The organism is Acinetobacter sp. RG5 (assembly GCF_031844265.1).
Taxonomy (GTDB): domain Bacteria; phylum Pseudomonadota; class Gammaproteobacteria; order Pseudomonadales; family Moraxellaceae; genus Acinetobacter.
The window spans coordinates 232,369-255,757 of the sequence record NZ_JAUZUV010000002.1 but is presented as its reverse complement, the minus strand read 5'-3'; the positions used below and the strand labels follow the sequence as shown (position 1 = coordinate 255,757).

Here is a 23,389-nt window from a genome sequence, read left to right as displayed (position 1 = left end):
CCACGTTGAAATCATGTCAATTGAAAAATTTACCCGAGAAAAAGTTTTATCTGTACACCGTTGGACCAATACATTATTTAGTTTTACGATGACACGCCCGGCACATTTCAAATTCACGGCAGGGCAGTTTGCGCGTATTGGTTTGCAAGTGGGGGATGAACTGGTGGTTCGTGCCTATTCGGTAGTGTCATCTCCTTTTGATGAAACTCTGGAGTTTTTCTCGATTGTCGTTCCAGAAGGTAAATTTACTTCCAATTTACAGCACCTCAAAGTCGGGGATGTGCTGCATCTGGAAAAAATTCCTTATGGTTATCTGACTCTGGCACGTTATCAATTGCCTTTGCCTAAAGACTTGTGGTTACTGGGTACCGGCACGGGGCTGGCACCGTTTATTTGTATGCTGCAAGACTTTGAAACCTGGAGCAAATACGAAAAAATCAATCTGGTTTATAGTGTGCGCACCCGGGCAGAACTCGCTTATGTAGACCGGATTCAGGAAATCGCCGAGACCTTTGGTGAAGGACATACCGGTTTTAAGTTTATCCCGATTATTACCCGTGAGCCTGATGCACCTTTGCACGACCGTTTACCGATTTTGATTGCCAATGGTGAGCTGGAAAAGGCAGCAGGTATCGCGTTTAATCCGGAAACGACGCATGTCATGCTTTGTGGTAACCCGGATATGGTCGATGATACCAAAGAAGCCTTAAAAGCTCGTGGCCTGACCATGAACCGTCGTGGTGAAGGAAATATTGCGGTCGAGAATTACTGGTAAGGTTGAAGGATTTATGAGCAAAACCCCCTGCTTGAAGGCAATGCGGTTCCTTTAACAGGAGCGGCATTGTGATCTAAGGGATAACGGTTTTTTAACATTTTGACTCTCCGAAGCCTTGTAGGCCTCTCTAAAACAAACTACCTATCCCTGTCTAAGTTCCGACAGCCCAGCCGGATAATGCTCTTGTCCCCAGTGCTGATCGGTCTGGTGAAATAGCCACTCCACAGAATCTGCACCAAGATGTTTACGTGTATTGGTTAGACTAATGCGCGTCAGCAAGTCATAAGAGGCTAACCACTGAGTGCAAATATTGAGTCTTCTTGCTGCTTCATGGATGAGGACATCACGGAAAATCGCCATTCCAAGAACCAGCCAAAGTACTTGATCCGCAGGCAAGCACCGCCTGCGAATAGTCGCGGGACTGCTCAACCTGAGTGTGGACTTGACCCACTCAACGGGGATATTGTGAATAAAAGTACTCAGATTCGAGAGCTTAAACAGATTGTTAAGATCTAAAATATCCTGCTGAAATACCATAAAAAAATCCGATGCCAAACCTGACATCGGATTCTCTAATGAATTCCAAAATGATTCAAATGCTTAAGTAAACAGCATTGCCCATTGTGGAGGTTTTTTCGATTCAAGCTTAATGCACAAACATATCCATTGATTCACGGATTTCCTGAATGGCGGTTTCGACATCGGGACTGAGCCAGGTCGGTTCAAAAAATCCGGCATAGTGCTCAATACGGTCTGCAGGCACCACCAGGCGCACTGGACAGTCTTCTTCCAGTAAGCGCCATGGAATAATCGGCACTTCATTATCCAGCCATGCCGTTACATCTCGAATATCGATAATCATCGCATTGATACAGTCCGGAAAAGGCATCACGGAAAATTCTTCGGTACGACGACGGAAATATTCCAGATCCTGCCAGCGAAGCAGGAAGCTTGGCTTACTAAATTCAATAATTCCAATCAGATGCTGATCGCGGCTGTAGTGCAGCATGCATTGATGTGTGACGTCAGTATCAAGATCAAGCGATACACTTTGTTGACGATACGCCATATAACTCGGGTGTATAAATGAGAAGGTGGATAATTATAACGCATTTCAGCGCTGAAAGGCAGCGTCTCAACCGTCTTCACTAAAGCCTGCGGAACTGGTATGGCTTATGCATATCTTCAGGGAACAATGATAAAAACAACGAGGTTGCTATGTCAGAGTCAAAAAGTGTGATTGATACCAGTGTGACTGAAACAGAAGTACAGGAAGATTATTTTGCCTTGCGCCAGCTCAAGAAAGGCGCCGTAGGTTGGCTGCTTCTCGTCGGTCTGGGAGTAGCTTAGGTAATTTCCGGTGACTTCGCTGGCTGGAATTTTGGTCTGGCACAGGCGGGTTGGGGAGGCATGTTTATTGCGACCATTGTAGTGGCATTTATGTATCTGTGTATGTGTCTGGCCATGTCCGAAATGTCGACCATGCTGCCGACTGCAGGTGGGGGTTACAGTTTTGCTCGTACTACTTTTGGTCCCTTTGGCGGCTATCTGACCGGGAGTGCCATCCTGGTTGAATATGCCATTGCTCCGGCAGCAATTGCCTGTTTCATTGGTGCCTATTGCGAAGCCTTGTTTGGTATTGGCGGCTGGATCATTTATCTGGTGAGCTATCTGGTTTTTATGGGCTTGCATCTGAAAGGTGCAGGTGAAGCACTCAAGATCATGTTTGTGATCACCGCCATTGCCGCGGTCGCCTTAATGGTGTTCATCTTTGGCATGTTGCCTCATTTTAATAGTGCAAACCTGTTTGATATTGCGGTCAATACTGAAGCTGCGGGTGCAAGCAGTTTCCTGCCATTGGGTTATCTGGGCAGCAGTGCCTTATGCGATCTGATTTTTTCTGGCAGTTGAAGGGGTGCCGCTGGCAGCCGAGGAAGCCAAAGAGCCAGCCAAATCATTACCGCGTGGTCTGATTGGTTCCATGCTGATTCTGGCATTCTTTGCCCTGAGTATCTTGTTGCTCGGTCCTGGCGCAGCAGGTGCAGATACGCTTAAAGATTCTGGTGCACCGCTGGTGGATGCCTTGGTGGCAGTCTATGGTGCCAATACCTGGATGGCGAGTTTTTTGAATTTTGTCGGGCTGGCAGGTCTGATCGCCAGTTTCTTCTCGATTATTTATGCCTATTCCCGTCAAATTTTTGCACTCTCACGTGCCGGTTATTTACCGAAAAAACTGTCCTTGACCAACAGCAATCATGTACCTTATTTGGCCATCATTATTCCGGGGATTATTGGCTTCCTGTTGTCCCTTTCAGGTGAAGGTGATCTGCTGATTCTGATGGCGGTCTTTGGTGCTACGATTTCCTATGTTTTGATGATGATGTCATATATCAAACTTAAGTTATCCAGACCAAATCTGGCACGTCCTTATCAGGCACCGGGCGGCATTGCCACAGCATTGATTGCTTTAGTGCTTGCAGCCATTGCAGTGGTCGCAGGCTTCTTGGTCGATCCAAAAGTCTGGCTAATGGCAGCTGCCATTTACGTGGCACTGATTCTCTATTTCTTGCTGTATAGCCGTCATCATCTGGTGGCCGGTACGCCGGAAGAAGAATTTGCGCGTATCGAGGCAGCAGAAAAGGAATTGAAATAAACCATCTTGCAGGGAGAATACGCTTATGCTGTATCAGATCAATGTGGCCAGTCAGCATTATGTCTTTGAGGATTTAAAAACCTTATTGGCCAAGGCTACCCCTGAACGTTCTGGTGATCAGCTGGCAGGGATTGCGGCCGTGGATGCAACCGAGCGTATCGCTGCACAAATGTGTCTGGCAGAGGTACCGTTACAGCAGTTTTTGCAAGAAGCAGTGGTTCCTTATGAAGAGGATGAAATCACCCGCCTGATTCTGGATGAACATGATGCTGATGCCTTTTATCCGATCTCGCATTTTACTGTCGGAGATTTCCGTAACTGGCTGCTGAGTGCAGATGCCACCACAGAAAAACTTGCTGCTTTAAAAATGGGCCTGATTCCAGAAATGGTGGCGGCAGTGAGCAAGATTATGCGTAATCAGGATCTGATTCTGGTGGCAAAAAAAGTCGTGTAGTTACGCGGTTTAGAAATACCATTGGTCTGGAAGGGCATCTTTCCACCCGCTTGCAGCCGAACCATCCGACTGATGATCTGATGGGAATTTCAGCTTCGATTCTGGATGGGCTGATGTACGGCAATGGTGATGCAGTCATCGGAATCAACCCAGCTACAGATAATCTGCAGAATTTGACTGAGCTGCTCAAACTACTCGATCACGTTATTCAGGAATATGATATTCCGACTCAATCTTGTGTTTTGACCCATATCACTTCCGGCATTCAGCTCGCCAATAAAAATGTTCCGATTGATTTAATGTTTCAGTCTATTGCGGGAACCGAAAAAGCCAATACCGGTTTCGGCATCAATCTGGCGCTGTTACAGGAAGGTTATGAAGCCGCTCTAAGCCTGCAACGCGGCACCGTGGGCCAAAATGTCATGCATTTTGAAACCGGACAGAGCAGTGCCTTGTCTAGCAATGGCCATCATGGCGTGGACCAGCAGACCGTGGAAGCGCGTGCCTACGCTGTAGCGCGTAAGTTTAATCCCTTGCTGGTCAATACTGTAGTCGGCTTTATCGGGCCGGAATATCTATATAACGGCAAGCAGATTATCCGGGCCGGGCTGGAAGATCATTTCTGTGGCAAGCTGCTCGGTGTGCCAATGGGTTGCGATATCTGCTATACCAATCATGCCGATGCCGATCAGGATGATATGGATGTACTGTTGACCTTACTCGCCAATGCCGGACTGCATTTTATCATGGGTATTCCCGGTTCAGATGATGTGATGCTGAATTATCAGACGACCTCCTTTCATGATGCGCTCTACATCCGGCAATTACTGGGATTAAAATCAGCTCCTGAATTTGACCACTGGCTACAACAGCAAGGCATTTTGGCACAACAGTCCAATCAGCTGCATTGGCCGACCGAGCTACCGAAGCAATTTTCACGTCTAATCCTGTCTTGAGGAAGTACTATGAAACTGATTGCCGATGTGAAATTTGAGTCCCAATTACAGGATAATCCTTGGCAGAAGTTAAAAGCTTTTACCGATGCGCGGATTGCCCTGGGCCGAACTGGGGGCAGCTTGCCGACTCGACCAAGTCTGGAATTTCAGTTGGCACATGCGCAAGCTAAAGATGCGGTACTGAAGCCACTTGATGTTGAATTCTTAAAATCTGGCTTAGCTAAAACGGGACTGCCTATTCTGGAAATTGAAAGCCAGGCGGTAGAGAAAGATCTTTATCTTAAACGTCCCGATCTTGGGCGTGTGCTTTCAGAACAGTCCAAAACGATATTGCAGCAATACCGGGCCGAACATCAGCAACATTGGGATGTAGCCATTGTGCTGGGAGATGGACTATCAGCACGTGCCATTGAGGAAAATAGCCTGCATTTTATTCCGGCCTTGCTAGAGGCATGCAAAGAACAAGGCTGGCAGATTGCCCCCTTAGTGATTGCCCGTGGCAGTCGTGTGGCACTGGGTGATGAATTGGCAGAAATTTTACAGGCGAAAATGCTGGTCATGCTAATTGGCGAACGGCCGGGTTTGAGCTCACCCGATAGTATGGGAATTTATTACACTTATAATGCTTTTAAAGGGTGTCATGATGCCTTGCGCAACTGTATTTCCAATGTCCGTTCTGCGGGCTTGGCCTATCCACTAGCTATCCAGCGACTGGTCGCATTGATGCGTAAATCCTGTGAGTTACAGCTTTCAGGGGTGCAGTTGAAAGATGAACACGAAACCCCAGTCGATATGCAACATAGCCCAGCCAAACGGCTATTTTAAAGTAGCATCTAGCAGAGAATTCTGATGGATTAGTGACTTACATCCCGTCACCATCTCACCATGTTTTGTCACAGAAGCCCTATTCACAGCTTGTTATTCTAAAAATCTACTTATGAATAACAAAGAGTGAGGATGGTTATGGTCGATGATTTCAATAAAAAACCACCTTTAAATCATCAGGCAGACGTGACGCAGAAAAAGCGTATCCCTGTTTATATCTTGATTTTGGTCGGTATTTTTTTACTCGCACTACTGTTCTATATGTTTGCTGACATGAATCCAGATGCGAATGATGCTCCTGCAGGACATCCAAATCCGAATGTACAGCCTGCTACCCCAAATAATTCAACTCCAGTCGGTGAGCCTACACAAGGCACCGCCACCATGAATGATGGAACGGAAGCTACAGCAACCGTGGGTGATGGCACAGAAGCAACAGCAACTGCGACTGATGGACAGGCGACTCAATAACTGAAAATACCTGAAAAGCTCTAGTGAACCACTGGGGCTTTTTTGCAATGGATGGTGATGTTTTAAGGTAGTGCCATCTACCTGGCTTGAGCCTGAAAACATCAAATCTAATATGAATCCGGAAAAAGAAGGGGCTGATTGTTTCAGGGAGATGCCCCCGATTTCAGATAAATAGCTTAATAACAAAGAGGGTAGAACAACATGAATGATTATATGAGAAGCCCGCGTGGTGGCTTCGATGCCATGTACTACTGGGATCAGTTCCATCCCATTCTTAGTGCAATTGCCATATTAGTAATTGGCTGGATCATTGCGTTACTGGTCTCGGCAGGTGTTAAAAAGCTCTTGCAGAAACTGGGCACCAATACACATTTAAATACGGCGACAGGTCATCACTCCAATGTGGAGAGCATTATCGCCCGCGTCGTGTTCTGGATTATTCTGATTATTGCCGTGATTGGTGCGCTGAACGTGCTTAATCTTACCAGTGTCAGCGGTCCATTCAGTAATATGATCCAGCAGTTCCTGTTATTTATCCCGCAGTTACTAGGTGCAATTGCAGTCGGATTCATAGGTTGGATTGTGGCCAATCTGGTCAAGATAGGGCTACAAAAACTGCTAGACCGAACGCAACTCGATGAAAAACTCAGTGCTGAAGTTGGTGTCAGTCCGATTAGTAAAAACATCAGTGAAATTGCTTACTGGTTAATTTTATTACTGTTCTTGCCAATCGTGCTGTCTATTTTGGGTCTCAACGGTCTGTTGTTACCAGTTCAAAATATGCTGACCGATGTTGTTAGTTACTTACCAAACATCTTCATTGCTGCAGTCATCATTTTTGTCGGTTATATCCTGGCGAAAATTGTGCGCGGTATTGTTGAAGGACTATTAAACAGTCTGAACGTACAGCAACATGCTGAAAAAGTAGGCATCTTCAAAAACTCGAATGTTTCTCAGGTGATTGGTTCATTTATCTTCGCCGTGGTAATCATTACGGCACTGATCATTGCATTTGAAGCATTAGGTATTGAAGCTATTTCTCAGCCTGCTACAGCCATGCTGTATGAAATCATGAATGCCATTCCAAATATCATCGCTGCTGCGTTAATCCTGATTCTGGCGTATGTGGTGTCTAAACTGGTGGCACGTCTGGTGGTTGAAGTAGTTGCTGGTACAGGTGTTGATGAAATTCCTGCCAAACTGGATATCCAACGCTTTTTAGGCACGACTAAACTTTCAAGTGTAGTCGGTTTCCTGATCGTTTTATTCACCATGTTATTTGCAGTTTCTGAAGCAGCGAACCGTCTGGGCTTTGAACAGATCAGTGGCCTAATTGCAATGTTCATCTACTTTGGTGCCAACATCCTGCTTGGTGCGGTGATTCTGGTAATCGGTTTCTGGCTGGCGAATATTGTTGCGAATATCGTACAACGTGGTGAATATAACAGCTCGCGCTGGTTAGCCAATTTGGTTCGTGTCTTGATCATGGGGCTGGTTGTGGCAATGGGTCTGCGTGCGATGGGTATTGCCGATTCGATTGTTAACCTGGCATTTGGTTTAACTTTGGGGGCTGTAGCAGTGGCATTCGCCTTGGCATTTGGTCTGGGTGGCCGTCAACCTGCGGAACGTGTACTCACGGATTTGATTGATAAAGCCAAACGAGAGGCCAAAGACCCTAACCCAGTCAAAGAAAAAGCTGAGAACAGCATATTTTCTGGATTAGGTGGCAAGACCACAGGTACAAGTGCAACCGACATGTCAGGTACTACAGGTGCGGCGATGGGTATGAGTTCTACAGATAGCTCAATGAGCCAGTCCTCTGGTGGTTCGCAAACTGCTACAGGCACTAGCGATTCTTCAATCACAACTCCAGGAGCAGGAATCATGCCAAATCAGGATTCAGACAAGAATATGCCTATGGGTACGGATTTATCTCATACTACCCCGGCAATCCTTACCACTGCACCGCAGGATGATGAATCATTGGGTATTGATCCGGTCAATCCGGATGCGGATCAAGCCGTACCAGATTCACTAAAAGTCGATCCGACTCATCCGCCAGTCAATAATCCATTTGGTTCAACTGGAGAAAAAGAGCCGAATGTCGATATTGATCGTTCTATTCAGAAAAAAGATGACCTGAAATAACCTGTTATCTTTAAGCAAAATCGACCACGCTCATGTGGTCGATTTTGTTCAGTCATAAGGAAAAATGAATGAATACCAAAAAACCTAACAAAGTTCTGGCTCCTTTAGTCATTGCAGGAATTACGCTTGGCTTTTTTACCGCTGCCTATCGATTTGTTTTTGTGAAGAGCAAACAGGACGAGCAGTCTGAGCGAGAGCTGGATAAGAAAATACCAGAGACAGACGAATTTAACTGAGGAGTCAATCCTGCTCAGTCCAGGAATAGAATTTATTTTTTAAAAAATATAGAATATTCAAGTGAATACTAAAATGATTTTGGTATTTTTCTTGCATTAAAAATATAAAGAAAAGGAGATCAACAATAGGTGGAAAGCACTACAACATAAATTCATGGCATCTTCAGCAGATGACGTACCGCTATGTCTGCGAGAAGCTCAAAAAATGCAGCTGACGATTGACCGTTTAAAAAATACGGCCAATCTCAACCTGTTTAAAACAGACTATCTGGAATGAGTTAAGTAGCAAACCAGATTATCTATTGATTAAATATATTCCGATGCGGCATGTGCCGATGACCATGCCCATTGGAAATTATAGCCGCCCAAATGTCCGGTAACATCCAGCACTTCACCAATAAAATACAAACCTTTCTGCTTTTTACTTTCCATGGTTTTTGAGGATACTTCCGTGGTGTCTACACCACCCAAAGTCACTTCCGCTGTACGGTAGCCTTCTGTTCCTGAAGGTTTCACTTCAAAGCCATGCAGACGTGCCGCAATCTGTTCCAGCTTGTCATCACTGATATTGCCAATGGCAGTTTCAGCGCTTTCAGTCCAGATCAGACTTTGTAATTCAGCCACCACACTTTTCGGTAAATATTCATTCAGTAATGTACGCAGCAAGACTTTGGGCTGACTTCGTTTTTTCGTTTTAAAGAAATCCAGTAAATCTACACTCGGTAAGAAATCGACCTTAAAGCTCTGACCGACATTCCAGTAGTTGGAAAGTTGCAGGGAACTTGGCCCACTCAAACCGCGATGGGTAAACAATAGTGCTTCGGTAAAGCTATTAAGCTCATTCGAGAGAGTTGCTTCTACGGCATTACCGCTTAAGCGCGTGGTGACTTCTTTAAATCCGTCAGAGAAGGTAAATGGAACCAGTCCGGCACGGGTTGGATAGACGTGATGTCCAAACTGTTTTGCAATCTCATAGCCAATGCCTGAACCGCCAAGCGTAGGAATCGATAAACCACCGGATGCCACGACGACAGATTCAACTTCAAAATATCCCAGTGAGGTTGCCACCTGAAAGCCTTGATTATCGACTGGATTGACTGCTTTCACTTCGCAGCTGGTTTTAATATCAACCAGCCCAGTTTTGTCACATTCTGCCAGCAGCATCGACAAGATATCTTTTGCACCATTTAAGGTAAATAGCTGCCCATGTTTGCGCTCTTCATAGGCAATGCCATATTCACATACCAAGCCGATAAAGTCCCAGTTGGTATAACGCGTTAAAGCTGAAATCACAAAATGTGGATTGTGTGAAATGTAATTGCTTGGTTCGACTTCCATATTGGTGAAATTACATTTACCACCGCCCGACATCAGGATTTTTTTGCCAACCTTATTGGCTTTTTCCACCACCACGACTTTACGCCCACGTTGCGCAGCCATATACGCCGTCATTAAACCTGAGGCACCGGCACCTATGACTAGAACATCGTATTGCTTGGAAGACATCACACACTCAAGGGAGAAGAAAAGGGAAGCATTATAGACAATTTTATTTCAGCTTTCTCTATTCCAGAAAAATCAGTCCAGGGATTGCAGATTTGCAGCGGATTTTAAACATAAAATATTTGAAAGCTGCCTAAAACTCATGCATAGTTTTTGTACAAACTAAAAACATAATAACAAGGAAAAGCGAATGGCAAGTGTGGAAGATTTAAAACAATATAATCTGATTACATATATTCTTTATATTTTAGGATTCTTTCTTGGCCTTACCCCATTTATTGCGATTGTGATGAATTATATCAAGCGTGATGAAATGCGTGGCACCTGGCTGGAAAGTCATGTCGACTGGCAAATTAAAACCTTCTGGATCAGTTTGCTGGGTTATATCGTCGGTGGCTTATTGACCGTGATCTTGATTGGCTTCCTGATCGTGTTTCTGGTCTTTATCTGGCATATCTACCGATTGGTTAAAGGGTTAATTGCCTTAAATAACAATCAACCGATTCAAGCTTAGGTTGCTGTAAAACCAAAGGGAATATTACGGCCTTGCAGACCACCACTATGAATGACCAGCAGTTTTGATCCAGCCGGAAAATAATTTTTCTCGATCAGATCAAAAATCCCCATCAGCATTTTAGCCGTGTAGATCTGCTCCAGTGGAATTGAAAATTCGGCTTCAAAATCCCGGATAAACTGTACCAAGGCTGCACTAGTTTTGGCATAGCCACCACAGCAATAATCATCGAGAATGTTCCAGTTGGTTTTATTCATTAGTTGGGCGACTTCATCTTTTAAAAATGAACCTTTCAGTGCGGAAAATCCTAAGATCTGTTGATGCGCGTGACTGGCTTCGATCAATCCGCTGATGGTGCCACCGGTGCCTACTGCACAACAAATCACATCAAATTGCGCATCGCTATCTTTTAATATTTCCTGACACCCTTGAATCGCCAGAGCATTAGTTCCACCTTCAGGAATCACATAATGTTCAGGAAATTGTCGAGCGAGTTCGGCCAAATACTCAGGCTGTTGCTTGCGCCGATATTCATCACGACTGACGAAATGCAACTGCATCCCGAATTCTTGGGCGGTGGCTAATGTTGGATTCAATGGTCGATCAGCCAGTTCTTCACCCCGAATCACTCCAACACTCTTAAAACCAAACTGCTGTGCGGCAAATGCAGTGGCGGCAATATGATTGGAGTAGGCGCCTCCAAAACTCAGAATATGCTGATAACCCTGTCTTTTGGCTTCAAGAAAATTGTATTTCAGTTTAAAAAACTTGTTGCCCGAGATTTGCGGATGCACCAGATCCAGACGACGTATTATTAAAGTAATATCGTGAAAACTAATCTGTTGATCTGGAATATTTTGGGCAATGGTTTCAAACATAAAAGTTCGCAAAGTTTATGAAGGAGGCATTATAGCGGAAGTGCTAAAAATCAGAGCTTTTGAATAGGCAATAGCGAGCTGATCGCTGTCGAATTGGTTGTAGATTGTCACAAATATTCTGCTGACTATTTAAGCAATAATGCTAATCTAAACAGAGGAAACCCTGAGGAGGGTAGAATAATGAAAATATTATCCTATGTTGTGTTGGTCGGCATGTTGCTCAGTCTGTCGGGCTGTGATGATGCGTTGAATAAACCTAAAACAGAAACCCGTACCATGATTATTGGTGGCGTACCTGTATATGAGCAGGACTATCAACTGCTAGACAAGCATTTGAGTGCTCAGGATGAGTTGAAACCTTAAGTAATTGCTATAGTTGAAATTCATGACAAATCCAGAAATTTTTACAGCAAATTGTCAGGTTTTTGCTTAAAATAGCCCTTCAATTTTTAAGTCAGGTTATCTCGTGGAATCATTCTGGATTTTAGGTTCGATTGCTTTTGCCCTGATGTTAGGCGCAATGAGTCCCGGGCCAACTTCTATTTATGTGGCAAAAAATTCAATTGCCATTTCACGTAAACATGGTTTATTTACTGCATTGGGTACTGGTCTCGGTGCAGCGATTTTTGGTCTGCTGGCGGTTCTCGGTTTGCAGGCATTTTTACTGGCTGTACCCTCAGCGTACCTGGCCTTAAAAATTTGTGGTGGTTTATATTTACTTTGGCTGGCGTTTAAAATCATTAAACATGCCAAAGATCCGATCGAAGCGGATACAACCATTAGCAAACAGATGTCTTTACGCCGTGCTTTTACCACTGGTTTAATCACACAGTTGTCCAATCCCAAAATTGCGATTGTGCTGGCCAGTATTTTTACCGCGTTATTGCCCAAAGAAATTCCAACGTATTTTTATTTTGTTTTGCCTGTCTTATGTTTCTTTATTGATGCAGGCTGGTGTTCACTAGTCGCAGTTGCATTATCTGCGGAAAAGCCACGTCGTGTTTATTTGAAGTTTAAGGCTTTGTTTGACCGCGCAGCAGGCGCAGTTATGACGGTACTTGGCTTAAAATTAATTTTTGGTATGAAGTAATTACTTCATCTAGATGCTCTGCTTATAAATAAAAAAAGCCCCTAGTCGTAGAGGCTTTTTTTATGTCTATTAAAAAGTATTTTCTTCCGAATTAGCAGAAATACGATGAATCGACAAGTCTGCACCATTGAACTCTTCTTCCTCAGTCAGGCGAATACCCATCAAAACCTTAAGCAGGCCATACACCAAAAAACCACCCGCCAAAGCAATGACAATCGCCAGCACTGTACCTATGAGTTGTGAAATTAAAGACACTCCTCCCATTCCTCCAAGCCATTGCTGACCGAAGATACCCACAGCTAATCCGCCAAAAGCACCACAAACGCCATGCAAAGGCCAAACCCCCAATACATCATCCACTTTGAGTTTATTTTGGGTATAGGTAAAGAGTTTCACAAAAATAATGCCGGCGCTGATCCCGATAAAAAAAGCACCCAAGGGATGAACGACGTCTGATCCTGCACAAATCGCCACCAGACCTGCTAAGGGACCATTATGCAGGAAGCCCGGGTCATCTTTCCCCGCAACTTTGGCTGCTATTGTTCCACCGACCATGGCCATCAAAGAGTTAATAGCGACCAGTCCAGAAATGGCATCCAGCCGCTGCGCGCTCATGACATTGAAGCCGAACCATCCCACAATCAGAATCCATGAACCCAAAGCCAAAAAAGGAATTGATGAAGGAGGATGCGCGGTGATCCGGCCATCATTTTTGTAACGGCCATGACGCGCACCAAGTAGGATTATTGCGGCAAGTGCCATCCAGCCGCCCATTGCATGAACGACAACTGAGCCGGCAAAATCATGAAAACTTGCACCAAATGCATGGGTCAGCCAATCCTGAAAACCAAGGTTGCCATTCCAGATCATACCCTCAAAAAACGGATAGATCAGCGCAACCAGAAATAATGTCGCTAAAGCCTGTGAACGCATTTTGGCACGCTCTGCAATCCCTCCAGAGATAATCGCTGGAATTGCTGCAGCAAAAGTCAACAGGAAAAAACAGCGCATCAGATTGTAGCCATGATCGGCAGACAAGGTTGCAGCATCATGGAAAAAGTGCTGACCGTAGGCAAGATAGTAGCCCACTAAAAAATAGGCGATGGCGGAGATGGCAAAGTCGGTTAGAATTTTACTTAGGGCATTGACCTGGTTTTTATGTCGAACTGTTCCAAGCTCTAAAAAAGCAAATCCAGCATGCATGGCAAGCACTAGAACTGCACCGAGAAGAAGAAATAATAAGTCTATATTTTGCATGGTGCGTTCCAATTTAGTGCGCGGGATCACAAAAGAAAATCAGTATATAGAGGCAAATTGATTGTAGAAGAGGGCTAAGCAAGGGAAATTTTGATGAAGAATTTCTTGAAATTGATAAGACTCGATATAAAGCACGTTACTATTTTTTTGCACCAAACTAAGACATGGCGAGAGTTCATAAAATTCAGATTTATATTATATTTTTAGGTGTTTATATTTATCGTAAGAAAAACGGTGCTAAAAAAGCATGCTAAAGGTGCACGTAAAAATTGAAAGATTTTTAAGAAAAAATTTAAAAATAAACGAAACTATTGCTTTTAAATTTCAAAGCGTCATTCAAGTTTTAAATTTACCAAGTCATAGGGAATCTGGCTGAAGGATATTTAAAATAAATGAAACCCTAAAAAATTAGGGTTTCATGCTTAGATAAAATTATTGAAGTATTCAATTAATCTTTAAAATGTACCGGAATCCATTGATAGCTTTTATTGTCTTTAGAATAAATATGTCCAATCCCCGGAAATGGCAAATGTGGTGCTGCTACCGTCTGACCATTTTTCGCATATTCAGCAAAATATTTTAAGCGGGTTTCGATCGCCTTTTTCGGATCGACATCAAAGTCAACGCCGGTCTGTGGGCGATCAAACTGCAGCGTATGTGAGTGCACAATATCTCCAATAAACACCATCTGCTGACCTTTAGATTTTAAGCTAAAACCAAAATGCCCCGGTGTATGTCCAGCCGAACTGATAACATCGAAAGCATGGATTTTATCGCCGGTTTTAAAGGTTTTGAGCTGATTCTTGGCCTGATAGGGTGCAATGGCTTTCTTGATTTTATCGACTGTGCCCAAAAAACCTGCCTGCTTGGCTTTTGGTAATTTTTCTACCGTTGTGGGATTTATCCAGAAATCCAGTTCAGCTTGAGACACATAAATGTTGGCATTGGGAAAATTGGCAACACTATTATTACTTATACCGCATACATGGTCTGGATGTAAATGCGTGAGCAGGATGGCATTGATCTGTTCAGGTTTATGCCCTGAAGCCTTTAAATTGGAATACACTGAACCTAGGTGTGGACCATTACAGCTTGAAGTCCCGCTATCGACCAGAACCATTTCCTTGGCTGTATTGACCAGAAAGGCATTCACGGAGGTTTGGATGCCTTTAGCTTGATCGACGTAGTATTTTTTCAATATCTGGTCGGCTTGAGCTGCTGGAATATCTTTAAATAAGGCTTTGGACAGATAATTGGTGCCATCTAGCAGGGCAGTAATTTGGTAATCCCCGAAGTTATGTTGATAATAACCGGGAACCTGTTTTTGTTGTTGGGTGCTAGAAACGGATTGTGCATGTGTTTGAGAGATACCCGCCATTGAACCTAAAACAAGCAATGACACGATGAGAGAAGAAGTGAAGTATTTCATAGCTATTCTTATGTAATTAAAGTCAATTCTATGTATTAGCACGGATGCCAGCAAAAAAGAATATGAATATATTTACCATTTTTTAAAATGGAAGTGCTGATTTGTCATCTGTACTAAAAAATCAGTCTGAATCTGTATATTGATTTTTTGAAAGTAAAGAATTTATTTTTAATGAAAATATTATTATAAATAAAATGCTTAGATACATTTCACTTTTTATGAAAAGCTCGTTAACATGGGGTATTACGAACAAGCTTTGGGTGTCGCGATGAGTTTTTGGAAAAGAAAAAACAATGCCAGCTTTGTATTTTTCATTATTACCTTATATTCACTACTTGGTTTTGGACTGGGCTATGTGATTTGGGAATTTGTGTTGCAAGGCTAAGTGACCCAGTAATAAAAAGCCTCTAGAGATAGAGGCTTTTTTGATGGATTATTTCGAAGAAAATAGATAATTACTTAATGAGAGCATTGTATGAGCGAACCAGAGTACTCAGGAAAACCTTTAGCTTATTTAGATCAAAATATTCTAGACTTATTTAGTGAATATAAAGAAAAGCCAATACTTAGTAGAGATTCAGATTTTTTTAGATATTTAAAAGAAGAAGTACAAGCTGTTTATTCACCCATTACTTTAGAAGAAATTTACAGATCAGTAATAAAGGGGAAAAGCAGTAAATATTGTGTTGAGTTTTTAGATATCTTAAGGGAGTTAAATGCACACTATATCGCCTTAACTACTGATGAGCATGGGACTTTAACAAATACTATTTTTAGATCCTGGGATGATCCACTAGTTCATTTTAATAATTACATTGAAAATAATTTTTTAAACAAAATGATTAATCCATCAACTAAGAATTTATTTGCTTTATATGGTGGTGTAAAGGATTTTAAAACTTTTGAATACGAACAAATTGAAGCTTTTGATAATTTATTACTATTTTTAGAAAAATCTTTAAGTGATCTTAAAAACAGTACATACAAAGATGACTATCTTTTATCAGAAATAGAAAAATTTAAAGTTAAAATTCCTAACCTAATGAATCAGCGAGATGAATATAAATTATATATTCAGAGATCGGTAAGGCATTTAGAAGAGTCTAATAAAGAAAAATCACCTCATAAATTTTTACGAGAATCATTGAATATCAATCATGATAACTTACAAAAAATTAAATTACCAAATGCTTTAAATCAAATATGGAAATTACTTCAAGAAAACAATCCTGAATTGGAAAATAATGAGTTAGATGACTTCTTTCAATTGAAAAATTTAATTGGTTCAGGGCAGGAATACTATATTTTTCAAAAAGTAAATCAAATTTATACTATATTAAATCTGATCGGTTATTATCAAGATGAAGGATTACATAAAGAAAAGCGTTTTATTGCATCATTCAGTGACATGTCACATGCATCTTATGGTTGTTTTTGTGAATATCTAATCACTCGTGATGAAGCCTTTGCACAAAAAACTAATGTTGCATATGAGTATTTAAATATTGCAACTCAAGTTTTTTGGCTCAAATTAAAATGATTTCAAACTAAAAATAGTGTTAAGCCAATACTTTATTTAAAAATCTGGTCTGTTCGATGTAATAAAAAAGTTGACTTAGTGATGGTATTAATTTAGTTGGAGGCGACATGGATGTCGCCGTTCACTTGTGATACATGGAAGTATCATCAAGTTAACAAAAGATTTTTGTTACTTTTGATCTTTCAAAAGTAAGGCAATAGTTTCTGATCTCTCCCTAACCCTCTCCTTTAAAAAAGGAGAGGGAATCTAAAGGCATAAAAAAAGCCCCTACATCAGTAGAGGCTTTTCTTATCATCTAAGATTGAAAATCTTAAGACACTTTATCACCCGGTTTAGCACCAGATTCAGGTGAAATTACCCAAACACCGTCGCCATTACCCGCAGCTAAAACCATTCCGTTTGAAATACCAAAACGCATCTTACGTGGCGCAAGGTTCGCCACCATCACCACCAGTTTGCCTTTTAAGTCTTCAGGTTGGTAGAACTCACGAATACCACTGAACACATTACGTGGCTCAGCTTCACCAACGTTTAAAGTGAGTTGAAGCAATTTGTCAGAACCTTCAACCGTAGCCGCTTCTAAAACTTCAGCAACACGCAGGTCAACTTTCATAAAATCATCAATATTAATGATTTCAGCTTCACCGGCTTTAGGTTCAGGTTTCTTTTCTACCTTCTTCTCTTTTTTCTTTTCAGCTTTAGCTGGTTCAACAGCAGGAGCAGCTAAAGAATCTTTAGATGCATCCACCATGGCAGCAACAGCTTTTGGATCTACACGTTGCATCAACGGTTGGAACAATGCAATTTCATGACCCACTAGAATTGTTTCGCGAGAAGCAAAATCGAAGTTTTCAAGTTGTAAGAAATCTTGAACTTGTTGAGCCAAAGTTGGCAATACAGGCGCTAAATACACTGCCAATTGACGGAACAGGTTGATTCCCACAGAACATACATCATGAACCTGTTGTTCCTGACCTTCTTGCTTAGCAAGTGCCCAAGGCTTTTTCTCGTCGATATACTGGTTGGCTTTGTCTGCCAGCGCCATGATTTCACGAATTGCCGCAGAGAATTCACGTGCTTCATAAGCCTGAGCAATTGAGCTACCTGCATCAATAAAGCTTTGTACCAATTCAGGTTCAGCACATGTCGTGCTTAACTTGTTATCAAATTTAGTGTTAATGAATTTCGCACAACGGCTGGCAATGTTGACTACTTTACCGACTAAGTCTGAATTCACTTTTTGTACAAAGTCATCCAGATTTAAGTCTGAATCTTCAACTTTGTCAGAAAGTTTCGACGCAAAGTAGTAACGTAGATATTCAGGATTTAAATGCTCTAAATAGGTTTCAGCTTTAATAAAGGTGCCGCGAGATTTTGACATCTTTTGGCCATTTACCGTCAAGAAACCATTTACGAATAAGCCTGATGGCGTACGGTAGTTAGCGCCTTCAAGCATTGCCGGCCAGAACAGGGCATGGAAATATACGATGTCTTTGCCAATGAAGTGATAGACTTCATTTTCAGAATCTTTTTTCCAGAAATCGTCAAAATTCAACTCAGGACGTTTGGTCTTGATGTAGTTTTCAAAACTTGACATATAGCCAATTGGCGCATCGACCCACACATAGAAGTATTTGTTTGGTGCATCTGGAATTTCAAAACCGAAGTATGGCGCATCACGTGAGATGTCCCAATCGTTCAAGCCATTTTCAAACCATTCGTCCAGCTTGTTGGCAATCGATACTGGCAGGCGACCTTCATCACGAGTCCATTTTTGCAGGTATTCACCAAAATTTGGCAATTTAAAGAAGTAATGATCAGATGATTTTTCAACTGGTGTTGCGCCACTTAAAGTGGAATGCGGATTCAACAATTCTGTCGCATTATAAGTTGCACCGCAGACTTCACATGAGTCGCCGTACTGATCTTCCGCCTTACATTTCGGACAGGTGCCTTTAATGAAACGGTCTGACAGGAACATGCCTTTTTCAGGATCAAAAAGCTGGGTCACCGGGCGAACTGCAATATTGCCAGCATCACGGTTTTTCACATAGATTTCAGATGCACGGGCACGGTTGGTATCGCTATGTGTAGAATCATAATGATCGAAATGCACACCGAAACCGTCAAAGTCACGGATATGTTCTTTTTGCACATTGGCAATTTGTGCTTCAGGTGAAATGCCATTCGCTTCGGCACGTAGCATGATCGCAGTTCCGTGAGCATCATCCGCACAGACATAAGTCACATCATGACCCATCGCGCGCATGGCACGTACCCAAATATCTGCTTGGATATAGCCAAGTAAGTGACCCATATGAATCGGGCCATTGGCGTAAGGAAGGGCATTGGTGACTAAAATTTTACGCACGGATTCACTCTCTCATTCGTATTCATTATGCAATGGGCCATAATTTTACATGATGCCGAGGGGATTACAAAGAAATGCTTTGCTGAAACCCTGCGAATAGATGGACTTGGACAGCCCGAATACAAAAGCCTGCATCATCTTTAGCATAGAGCTTTTCAATACAGATTTGACTCAGCTCATGCTACATCCTGCAAACAATAGCAACAACTTGTACAGGCTTTGTTGCAGTTTGCTTACTTCGCCCGATTCGCGTGATGCTTTGTGCTAAAAAAATGGCTGATTGGTTATATGATATGCCTAAGGAGGGTACCTCATGACTCAGCAGAACCAAAACAATACGTCGAAGCAAAATCAAGATAAAGAACAACATGCACGCGAATTGAATGATCAGCTTGCAAAAGAGCAAAAGCAAAACGAGCTGGATAAACAGCATAATCAGGAACATAAGAACGGGCAAAGTGCCCAGACCCATGCTGATCAGAAGTCTGATACCCAGCATAACGGTAAAGAGGAAAATGCTGAGCAATCAGCGCAAAAAGACAGTTCTCAAGAGAATCAGTCTGATAAAAAAACTGAAAGCTTTAAGATGGATGACTTAAAAGCCAAAGCGATAGCGATTGGTGAAGAGCTATTGCAAAAAGGTGAAAAGCTTCTGAATGAGCTGAAACATGGCAAATCTGACAACCAGCAAAATGCTGAGCAAGGTTCGGATGATGCGAAAAAAGCCAAAGCGGATCATACTTCTCAAGATAAGTCATCTAACAAGTCAGATAAACAAAATGCTAAAGATGGTCAGACCGATCAGCAGGCAGGTATGGCAAATTTAAAAGATGAAGCCATGCATAAGTTTGAAGATACCAGACAGAAAATCACAGACTTATTCAGCGAAGCCTCGGTTAAGTTCGCTGAGCTGAAACAGATGGCAACTGATACGATGAATAAAATGAAAGATAATCAATCGAAGGAAGGTGATTCTGATCAGCAGCAAGATGCCAAAGATACAGATTCAGAAAGCAACTCTCAGTCTAAAAAGGATGAATCGAAACAAGATCAGGATAAAAATACCAAGGATCAACAGGACAAATCTGAAAACAATAAAAATCATAAATAGTCTGTGATCATGGAGCCACTTTAATCACAGAAGGTTAAAGTGGCTTAACACGCTCGAGATAAATAAAAAAAATTTATTACATCAAAATAGTCCATCTCTCTTTTCTTTCATTATTTCTATTCACCAAGATTTCATAAAACATTTCAAAAAACCGAGTAAAATGGTTGGAAATTGAAGATATCTGTTTCATCTTCTCCAATACAGTGCTTAACCTTCGCCTAAAACCCCGTTAAACTAAGCGATTCAGATGTCGATCTACATTTTTGGAGTAACCTATGTCTTGGCTTTCTTCGCTTAAATCGGTTTTTTCGCCTTCCAAGGAGGTGAACGAAGAAGCTGTGCAAAACGTACTGCAAAACTATATCTTGCCAAATTCCAGCAATACCTTGAAAGATCGTATTACGCAGGTCAATGTACAGGGTGAGATTCTGCAAATCACTTTGAATACCTATCCAGAAGAAAAAGCGCAGCTGCAACAGATTCATGATGAACTGGCGGAAGCTTTGCAAAAATGTGGTATTAAAGAACTGAATATGCATGTGATTCAGCAGAAAACTGGACATAAGAAAGAAGGGGGTTGCGGGCATAACCATGCTGAAGGTGAAAACTGTTCAAGCGAGCCTAAAGCGGAAGCAAAACCCAATCTTCCCCCTGTGGTTGATGCGTCGGCACAGCCTGCAAAAACAGAAGAAGCTGATCCAAATAATCCACCTATTCAAAAAGCTGCGCCGCAACAGCGTGATGTTCCAAAACACCCAAGGATTCAAAATGTGATTCTGGTGTCATCTGGTAAAGGTGGCGTAGGTAAATCGACCACGACTGTAAATCTGGCTTTGGCTCTACAGAAATTAGGCCTGCGCGTAGGCGTACTAGATGCCGATATTTACGGCCCAAGTATTCCGACTATGCTCGGCAATGCCGGCAAAACGCCAATGATCGAAGCAGAGCAGTTTGTCCCTATCGAAGCCTATGGGATGGCGGTATTATCAATTGGCCATTTAACTGGAGATCACAATACTCCAGTCGCCTGGCGTGGTCCAAAAGCCACGGGTGCATTAATGCAGTTATTCAATCAGACCCTATGGCCAGACCTTGATGTGCTGATGATTGATATGCCACCTGGCACAGGTGATATCCAGTTAACTCTCGCGCAGCGTATTCCGGTAACGGGCGCAGTAATTGTGACAACGCCACAAAACGTGGCCTTGCTGGATGCGACCAAAGGCATTGAATTGTTTAACCGCGTGCAGATTCCGATCATGGGCGTGATTGAAAACATGTCGACCCATATCTGCTCAAATTGTGGTTTTGAGGAACAGATTTTTGGTACAGGCGGTGGCGATAAACTGTCTGAGCAATATCAAGTCCCATTATTGGGTCGTTTACCTTTGGATGCTAAAATTCGTGAAAATGCCGATGCTGGAACGCCGTCAGTGATCGCGGGAGATGCTGCTGCAGAAAGCTATATGCTGATTGCAGAGAAAATTGCAGCGCAGTTACCTAAAGCAGAGAAAGACCATAGTCGAATTTTTTAATTCTATAGACAATTCAGATATTTAAGCCTTAGCTAAAAGCTAGGGCTTCTTATTTCTTATTTTTAAAATTAGCTCGATTTAAATGATCGAAATTGACTGAAATGACTATCGGGTGTTTATCCTGAAAGCTTATATAAACATTTGAATTAATTAAAATAAATAAATTTAAATTTTAGGTTATATGTTCTCTTACAATTATTTTTTTGCAGCACTGACCGAATTCTTCTATGCTACTCGGATTAGAGCGAGGTCAAACTATGATTTCATGGTTTTTTATTGGTTTAGTGGCAACCATTCTTTTAACACCAGGCCCAACCAATACCTTATTGGCATCTTCAGGCATTCAGGTCGGATTTAAAAAAACATTTCGTTTAATTCCTGCGGAAGCCTTTGGTTATCTGATTGCCATTAGCTTATGGGGCATTCTGATCGGAAAAATTTCCGTTCATCTTCCGCTTTTACCGACCATTCTCAAACTTTTTAGTGCTGGCTATATTCTATTTCTCGCTGTGAAATTATGGCGGACTGCAGAAATAAGCGAAAATCTTGAAAATGTCTCGATTCGCGCACGAGAATTATTTTTGGCAACCTTGCTTAATCCTAAAGCACTTTTATTTGCCTCAGCGATCTTTCCTGTCATTGTCTGGAAAAGCGGCCAACATTATGTGACTCATATGCTGGTTTTCTTGCTTCTGTTGATCCCGATTGCATTCTTCTGGACTTTTCTGGGTTCAATCCTGGCCAGAAAAAACAGTCGCTGGCTCAATCAGAAAAACCTGCAGAAAACGGCTTCGCTGGTATTAATGAGCTTTTCCATTCCTTTAAGCTATTCTGCACTTTTAAGTTTATAAGCTGATCTCAATCAGCAATTTTTTGGCAACTTTAGCTCTAAGCCTTTCACTTATTTTCATTAGTGTCAATTTCAGTTAAAGTACGTCGCAATAACTTGTTCTTAAGATTTTTGGATTATATCAATGGCAATTAAGTCTGATCGTTGGATTCGCGAAATGAGCGAAAAACACGGCATGATTGAACCGTATGCAGAAAACCAGGTACGTTTGGATGAAAATGGTCAAAAGCTGATTTCGTATGGCGTATCCAGCTATGGTTATGACGTGCGTTGTGCACGTGAATTTAAAGTATTCACCAATGTGCATTCTGCAATTGTCGATCCGAAGAACTTTGATGAACGCAGCTTTATTGATATCGAGTCGGATGTTTGTATCATTCCGCCTAACTCGTTTGCTTTGGCGCGTACCATCGAATATTTCCGCATTCCACGTAATGTCTTGACCGTGTGCTTGGGTAAGTCTACTTATGCGCGTTGTGGCATCATTGTCAACGTGACTCCGCTTGAGCCAGAGTGGGAAGGACACGTCACTTTAGAGTTTTCAAATACTACTAATCTTCCTGCGCGTATTTATGCAGGTGAAGGTGTAGCGCAGATGCTGTTTTTTGAATCTGATGAAGTCTGTGAAACCTCGTATAAAGATCGTGGTGGTAAATATCAAGGTCAGACAGGCGTTACTTTGCCGAAGACCTAATTGTTTTAAAATATTGAATGACGGGACTTTATGTCCCGTTTATTTTTTTGAGATTTTCATTCATCGGAAACTGCTATTTTTCGCCTAATTGGCTTTGGC

General features: G+C 42.2%; 21 protein-coding genes and 3 pseudogenes. 17 read left to right on the top strand and 7 right to left on the bottom strand.

Going from position 1 to position 23,389, the window contains the following annotated elements:
- Nucleotides 1-13: 13 nt before the first annotated feature.
- Complete coding sequence (locus Q9R21_RS03910) at nucleotides 14-775, top strand: ferredoxin--NADP reductase (RefSeq protein ID WP_180180497.1); 762 nt, start codon at nucleotides 14-16, stop codon at nucleotides 773-775.
- A gap of 174 nt (nucleotides 776-949) precedes the next feature.
- Here Q9R21_RS03910 and Q9R21_RS03905 read toward each other — a convergent pair.
- Nucleotides 950-1,312 (bottom strand): annotated as a pseudogene (locus Q9R21_RS03905) (transposase domain-containing protein); the annotation flags it as partial.
- A gap of 109 nt (nucleotides 1,313-1,421) precedes the next feature.
- Complete coding sequence (locus Q9R21_RS03900) at nucleotides 1,422-1,844, bottom strand: hypothetical protein (protein ID WP_180086381.1); 423 nt, start codon at nucleotides 1,842-1,844, stop codon at nucleotides 1,422-1,424.
- A 149-nt stretch (nucleotides 1,845-1,993) separates the two neighbouring features.
- Here Q9R21_RS03900 and eat point away from each other — a divergent pair.
- From eat to Q9R21_RS03865, 7 genes and pseudogenes are all read left to right on the top strand, one after another.
- Nucleotides 1,994-3,428 (top strand): annotated as a pseudogene (eat, locus tag Q9R21_RS03895) (ethanolamine permease).
- A gap of 25 nt (nucleotides 3,429-3,453) precedes the next feature.
- Nucleotides 3,454-4,838, top strand: a pseudogene (locus Q9R21_RS03890) (ethanolamine ammonia-lyase subunit EutB).
- A gap of 9 nt (nucleotides 4,839-4,847) precedes the next feature.
- Entirely contained in the window at nucleotides 4,848-5,663 is an 816-nt protein-coding gene (eutC, locus tag Q9R21_RS03885; protein ID WP_005247876.1) for an ethanolamine ammonia-lyase subunit EutC, read from the top strand.
- Between the two features lie 138 nt (nucleotides 5,664-5,801).
- On the top strand, nucleotides 5,802-6,134 hold the full coding sequence (locus Q9R21_RS03880; protein ID WP_005106219.1) for a hypothetical protein: 333 nt from the start codon (nucleotides 5,802-5,804) through the stop codon (nucleotides 6,132-6,134).
- 201 nt (nucleotides 6,135-6,335) lie between these two features.
- Nucleotides 6,336-8,282 carry a mechanosensitive ion channel gene (locus Q9R21_RS03875; RefSeq protein ID WP_004732045.1) on the top strand — a complete coding sequence of 649 codons (1,947 nt, stop codon included), beginning with the start codon at nucleotides 6,336-6,338 and terminating at the stop codon, nucleotides 8,280-8,282.
- Between the two features lie 68 nt (nucleotides 8,283-8,350).
- Nucleotides 8,351-8,518: a hypothetical protein gene (locus tag Q9R21_RS03870; protein ID WP_004732043.1), complete on the top strand. Its 168-nt coding sequence runs from the start codon at nucleotides 8,351-8,353 to the stop codon at nucleotides 8,516-8,518.
- A gap of 154 nt (nucleotides 8,519-8,672) precedes the next feature.
- Nucleotides 8,673-8,795 (top strand): hypothetical protein, encoded by a 123-nt coding sequence (locus Q9R21_RS03865; RefSeq protein WP_311203770.1) that lies wholly within the window; start codon nucleotides 8,673-8,675, stop codon nucleotides 8,793-8,795.
- Nucleotides 8,796-8,824: 29 nt separating this feature from the next.
- Here Q9R21_RS03865 and Q9R21_RS03860 read toward each other — a convergent pair whose 3' ends face one another.
- The gene (locus Q9R21_RS03860; RefSeq protein ID WP_311203769.1) at nucleotides 8,825-10,024 is read right to left on the bottom strand and encodes an NAD(P)/FAD-dependent oxidoreductase; all 1,200 of its coding nucleotides are present in this window, start codon (nucleotides 10,022-10,024) and stop codon (nucleotides 8,825-8,827) included.
- 187 nt (nucleotides 10,025-10,211) lie between these two features.
- On the opposite strand from Q9R21_RS03860, the gene Q9R21_RS03855 reads away from it, so the two are divergent.
- On the top strand, nucleotides 10,212-10,535 hold the full coding sequence (locus Q9R21_RS03855) for a DUF4870 domain-containing protein (RefSeq protein ID WP_004280743.1): 324 nt from the start codon (nucleotides 10,212-10,214) through the stop codon (nucleotides 10,533-10,535).
- Here Q9R21_RS03855 and Q9R21_RS03850 read toward each other — a convergent pair.
- Nucleotides 10,532-11,413: a pyridoxal-phosphate dependent enzyme gene (locus Q9R21_RS03850; protein ID WP_311203768.1), complete on the bottom strand. Its 882-nt coding sequence runs from the start codon at nucleotides 11,411-11,413 to the stop codon at nucleotides 10,532-10,534. The two genes, Q9R21_RS03855 and Q9R21_RS03850, sit on opposite strands and share 4 nt — an antisense overlap.
- Nucleotides 11,414-11,593: 180 nt before the next feature.
- On the opposite strand from Q9R21_RS03850, the gene Q9R21_RS03845 reads away from it, so the two are divergent.
- Together Q9R21_RS03845 and Q9R21_RS03840 are read left to right on the top strand one after the other, a co-directional pair.
- Complete coding sequence (locus Q9R21_RS03845; protein WP_311203767.1) at nucleotides 11,594-11,776, top strand: NF038215 family lipoprotein; 183 nt, start codon at nucleotides 11,594-11,596, stop codon at nucleotides 11,774-11,776.
- A gap of 103 nt (nucleotides 11,777-11,879) precedes the next feature.
- A complete protein-coding gene (locus Q9R21_RS03840) occupies nucleotides 11,880-12,503 on the top strand; it encodes a LysE family translocator (RefSeq protein ID WP_004280739.1) in 624 nt (207 codons plus the stop codon).
- A 69-nt stretch (nucleotides 12,504-12,572) separates the two neighbouring features.
- Here Q9R21_RS03840 and Q9R21_RS03835 read toward each other — a convergent pair whose 3' ends face one another.
- Both Q9R21_RS03835 and Q9R21_RS03830 read right to left on the bottom strand, forming a co-directional pair.
- Nucleotides 12,573-13,760 carry an ammonium transporter gene (locus Q9R21_RS03835; RefSeq protein WP_311203766.1) on the bottom strand — a complete coding sequence of 396 codons (1,188 nt, stop codon included), beginning with the start codon at nucleotides 13,758-13,760 and terminating at the stop codon, nucleotides 12,573-12,575.
- A gap of 448 nt (nucleotides 13,761-14,208) precedes the next feature.
- Nucleotides 14,209-15,189 carry an MBL fold metallo-hydrolase gene (locus tag Q9R21_RS03830; RefSeq protein ID WP_311203765.1) on the bottom strand — a complete coding sequence of 327 codons (981 nt, stop codon included), beginning with the start codon at nucleotides 15,187-15,189 and terminating at the stop codon, nucleotides 14,209-14,211.
- A gap of 268 nt (nucleotides 15,190-15,457) precedes the next feature.
- On the opposite strand from Q9R21_RS03830, the gene Q9R21_RS03825 reads away from it, so the two are divergent.
- Both Q9R21_RS03825 and Q9R21_RS03820 read left to right on the top strand, forming a co-directional pair.
- Nucleotides 15,458-15,574 (top strand): hypothetical protein, encoded by a 117-nt coding sequence (locus tag Q9R21_RS03825; RefSeq protein WP_086044934.1) that lies wholly within the window; start codon nucleotides 15,458-15,460, stop codon nucleotides 15,572-15,574.
- Between the two features lie 90 nt (nucleotides 15,575-15,664).
- Complete coding sequence (locus Q9R21_RS03820; RefSeq protein ID WP_180037056.1) at nucleotides 15,665-16,729, top strand: hypothetical protein; 1,065 nt, start codon at nucleotides 15,665-15,667, stop codon at nucleotides 16,727-16,729.
- A gap of 310 nt (nucleotides 16,730-17,039) precedes the next feature.
- Here Q9R21_RS03820 and metG read toward each other — a convergent pair whose 3' ends face one another.
- On the bottom strand, nucleotides 17,040-19,100 hold the full coding sequence (gene metG / locus Q9R21_RS03815; RefSeq protein ID WP_311203764.1) for a methionine--tRNA ligase: 2,061 nt from the start codon (nucleotides 19,098-19,100) through the stop codon (nucleotides 17,040-17,042).
- A 313-nt stretch (nucleotides 19,101-19,413) separates the two neighbouring features.
- On the opposite strand from metG, the gene Q9R21_RS03810 reads away from it, so the two are divergent.
- The 4 genes from Q9R21_RS03810 to dcd all read left to right on the top strand — a co-directional run bounded on the left by Q9R21_RS03810 (nucleotide 19,414) and on the right by dcd (nucleotide 23,290).
- A complete protein-coding gene (locus tag Q9R21_RS03810; protein WP_004280731.1) occupies nucleotides 19,414-20,211 on the top strand; it encodes a hypothetical protein in 798 nt (265 codons plus the stop codon).
- Nucleotides 20,212-20,486: 275 nt separating this feature from the next.
- Nucleotides 20,487-21,746 (top strand): iron-sulfur cluster carrier protein ApbC, encoded by a 1,260-nt coding sequence (apbC, locus tag Q9R21_RS03805; protein ID WP_311203763.1) that lies wholly within the window; start codon nucleotides 20,487-20,489, stop codon nucleotides 21,744-21,746.
- Between the two features lie 257 nt (nucleotides 21,747-22,003).
- Complete coding sequence (locus Q9R21_RS03800) at nucleotides 22,004-22,597, top strand: LysE family translocator (RefSeq protein ID WP_004732019.1); 594 nt, start codon at nucleotides 22,004-22,006, stop codon at nucleotides 22,595-22,597.
- 123 nt (nucleotides 22,598-22,720) lie between these two features.
- Nucleotides 22,721-23,290, top strand: a complete 570-nt coding sequence (gene dcd / locus Q9R21_RS03795; protein WP_004280726.1) for a dCTP deaminase — start codon at nucleotides 22,721-22,723, stop codon at nucleotides 23,288-23,290.
- Nucleotides 23,291-23,389: the final 99 nt, after the last annotated feature.